Raw genomic sequence first — 3,382 nt, forward strand, 5'->3', positions numbered from 1 at the left:
ATTCAACATATTCACGCCCTATCCAGCATCCAAGACAGTCTTCGTCTCATTTCGCGGTCTTTACCGTGTGAGGCGCAGCTTTTGCCGATGCAGTTATCGAGAGAGTGGACAACTAGCGACAATAGCAACTCTCCAAATTTGAGTGTGATATACGGTCGTCGGCGAATGGGAAAAACAGCGCTTGTCGTCAAATCTATCGAAGACCGCGAGGATGCTGTTTATCACCAAGCAGCACATGGCACCCCCGAGCAACAGCTTGATTCGTTCATTGCCGATGCGACAACAGCCTTTCCCGGGATCAATCGGATCCGGAAGGATTGGGAAAATGTTCTCACATACCTTGCTGAACAAGACGCAATTGTCATTCTTGATGAATTTCCCTATCTTGTTGACGAAAATGAAGCTCTTCCATCAATTATTCAGCGTATCTGGGATCACGAAGTCGAAGAGACAGCGGCAACCTTCGTCTTAACTGGCTCTGCTATCGGGATGATCCACAACATCGCCCTTGATGGTAGTTCACCGCTGTACGGCCGCATCTCGAAGCGACCAAATGGGAAGCTCAACATCGGCCCGCTCCCATTTGGAGCGGCGATGACCTTCTTTCCCGACTATGATCCAACAGAACAGGTCATGGCGTACGGTGTTTTTGGGGGGACACCAGACTATCTTCGCGCTGTTGATGACAGTCAATCACTTAAGGAAAATATCACAGAAACATTGCTCCTTCGTGATGGTGGTCTCCATGAAGAACCTGAAAATGTTCTGTACCGGGAATTGGACGAGGTGGATCGATACTTTGCCGTGCTGAAGGCGATGGCCGAAGGGAACCGCCAGCGAAACGAGATTGTGCAGGCCGCAAGCATCAACGCCAACAGTGCTGGCTATTACCTCTCCCGTCTGCGAGAACTCCAGATAATCGGGCAAGAGTATCCGGTCACAGTCGACCCATCACGAAGTCGAAACAGTCGCTACCGAATCTTGGATCAGCTCTTTGCGTTCTGGTTCCGGTTCGTCCATGGACGATCATCTCGATATGAGGTCTTTGGGCCAGATGCATACGATGAACTCGTCGAACCGTATCTTTCGGACTTTGTCAGTGGCACATTCGAGCAGCTGTGTCAACGGGCGATTCTCTTCGAATACGGTTCTGAGTATACGTTCACGGAAGAGCCAGACACGTGGTGGGATACCGATGGGCGGGAAATCGATATCGTTGCGCCAACGAACAGTGACACGTTGGTCGTGGGTGAGGTGAAATTCACTCAACAGCGACTGGGATACAATGTCTTTGCCCAGCTCCAGCAAGAAGCACCGTATATCGACTGGGCACCGAATGGTAATGAAGAGCCAGACTATGAGTATGCGCTCTTCAGCCGGAGTGGATTTGCGTCGTCGCTGGAGGAGGCCCGTGATGAACGTGATGATCTTCGTCTTTATAGTGTTGAGGACGTGGTTGAGACGATCACGGAGTAGAGGTTTTGGGATCGCTTTTCGGGGTGCATGATCGTGGAGGTGTACCACTATTTTGAACGGTTATACACCGGCTCGAACACGAAGCCCACTACGACTGGATATCGTTCGTTCCGCTCCGTGATTCGGATGCTGGTGCGTTGACGAAGTACTTTGGAAAGGTCGCTGGCGAAGATGAGTACAAGTATCGGGGCATCGAGTCTCGCCAGTGAAGTTCGCCGTCGTATATCGACGATGCACAGAAAGCGTTGATTCGAGCAGTGGATGAGTATCGAGATCCGGAGGCGGTGTGTGAGGAATTGCGGTCGTGGGTTGATCGACTCGAACGTGGGGCGGTTGATCCGAGTGAGTTGGTGATCACGAATCGTGTTTCGAAGAAGAAGGAGGATTACACGCAGTCGACACGGAGTGTGGCGGCACTAGAGCGGGCAGTAGATATGGGATTGACGCGTGCGCCTGGTCAGAGTGTGTCGTATGTGGTGGTTGACGATGCAAAACAGTCGCGAGAGCGGGTGAGGTTGGCGAGTGAGGAGTCGGACGAGTATGATGTCGGGTTCTATCGGGAACTGTTGGTTCGTGCGGCAGCGAGTGTATTGTCGCCGCTTGGGTGGCGTGAGAAACACATTGAGCAGTTTCTCTTACGTCATGACGAACTCAGCCTTAAATCGTTTTCTAACGATTGCAAGCTGAACCGCATCGGGACTACGCTCCGAGGCACCCCGCCTGTAGCGGCTGGACCAGTTGCACACCTTCTCCTCCATCGAACCAAAATCCCGACTTCGCTGGAAGCCCTCAATCGATTATCGATTTCGGTGGTCGTGCTGATAGCAGAACACGAATCAAGCCAGCCACGAGCATGCACAGGAGATGATTGGTAGTTTAGTTTATATAAAATAGATGCCATATTTAGACTGAACAGGTGGCCAACCAGTTCTCACCGCCATTATGGTTGGAATTTATGTTAATTTAGAGACCGTACTTTGTAGGAGTCCGTCGTATGGAGTGCGAGTCGGGTGGGGCAGTGCTGTTGGGCAACGAATGAGAGGCATGAGCCATGAGTAACGAGACACACGACACGCCGGCTGACGCAGAATTGGACTCTGGACTGATGCGGACAATCCGCCGCACCGCACTTCGCGGGGCAGGCCTCGCCAGCTTACTGGCGATGGGCGGCGGCGGCACCAGCGCCTGCCAGCCCCGGAATGAGATGTTTGCAGATGACGGAACAGATACCAGGGTGGCATCGATCGCAGAAGACGCGTACCTCTACGGCCTCCAGCAGGTCATCTTCTACGAGACGCGCTTCAACTACACGCAGAAGGAGGGACAGCGACGTCTTTGTGGGCGTTAATCGGTTGTACTATCCGAACGAAGGCCGACCGATAACGGCCGACTTCACGGCTGTCGTCAGTCCGAATGCCACCACCTTGTACGGACAGGGCTTCCTCGACCTGCAGGACGAACCCATCGTCATCGAGATGCCCGAGGTCACCGACCGTTACTTTTCGTTGGAGTTGATGGATCAGTACGGGATCTACCCCCTCTACGCTGGGAATCAGTTCAACGGCACCGACGCACGGTCGTACCTGGTACTGCCAGACGGGTACGAGGGCGAGATCCCGGGCGATTTCGCCGCAACCGACGTCGTCCAGGCAGGGACGAAGACCCTATTCACCGAAGTCCGATACGCACTGGCAGGTATAGTCGATCGCCATTTCCCGTGTGCTGAGGAGTTCCACGACCTTCTCGAGTTCCTGTGGCGTCGGTCGCTGTCCGAGGCATTTCATCGGCGCTCATCTGTAGCGGTGAATACTTTTTCATGACTGGAGTTCGTAGCCTTCCCCAGCATGGTCAGCAGAGAGAGTGTCAACGAGGTCTTTCTACCTGACAAAGAGGACTGTTTAGAGTA

At 53.3% G+C, this 3,382-nt stretch carries 3 protein-coding genes; all 3 read left to right on the plus strand.

The genetic code is table 11. The features are described from left to right. Window positions 1-87 precede the first annotated feature (87 nt). Window positions 88-1,476 (plus strand): ATP-binding protein, encoded by a 1,389-nt coding sequence (locus ACR3FF_RS26310; protein ID WP_458191045.1) that lies wholly within the window; start codon window positions 88-90, stop codon window positions 1,474-1,476. Window positions 1,477-2,527: 1,051 nt separating this feature from the next. Beyond that, window positions 2,528-2,824, plus strand: coding sequence for a hypothetical protein (locus ACR3FF_RS26315; protein ID WP_458191043.1), 297 nt, complete (start codon window positions 2,528-2,530; stop codon window positions 2,822-2,824). Further along, window positions 2,814-3,296: a DUF1254 domain-containing protein gene (locus ACR3FF_RS26320; protein ID WP_458191044.1), complete on the plus strand. Its 483-nt coding sequence runs from the start codon at window positions 2,814-2,816 to the stop codon at window positions 3,294-3,296. Before ACR3FF_RS26315 ends, ACR3FF_RS26320 begins: the two co-directional genes overlap by 11 nt. The last annotated feature ends 86 nt before the right edge of the window (window positions 3,297-3,382 follow it).

The organism is Haladaptatus ordinarius (assembly GCF_054177595.1).

Coding starts and splice junctions, on each gene's coding strand:
- ACR3FF_RS26310 (WP_458191045.1), top strand. CDS start 88: ATGCAGTTATCGAGAGAGTGGACAACTAGCGACAATAGCAACTCTCCA.
- ACR3FF_RS26315 (WP_458191043.1), top strand. CDS start 2,528: ATGAGTAACGAGACACACGACACGCCGGCTGACGCAGAATTGGACTCT.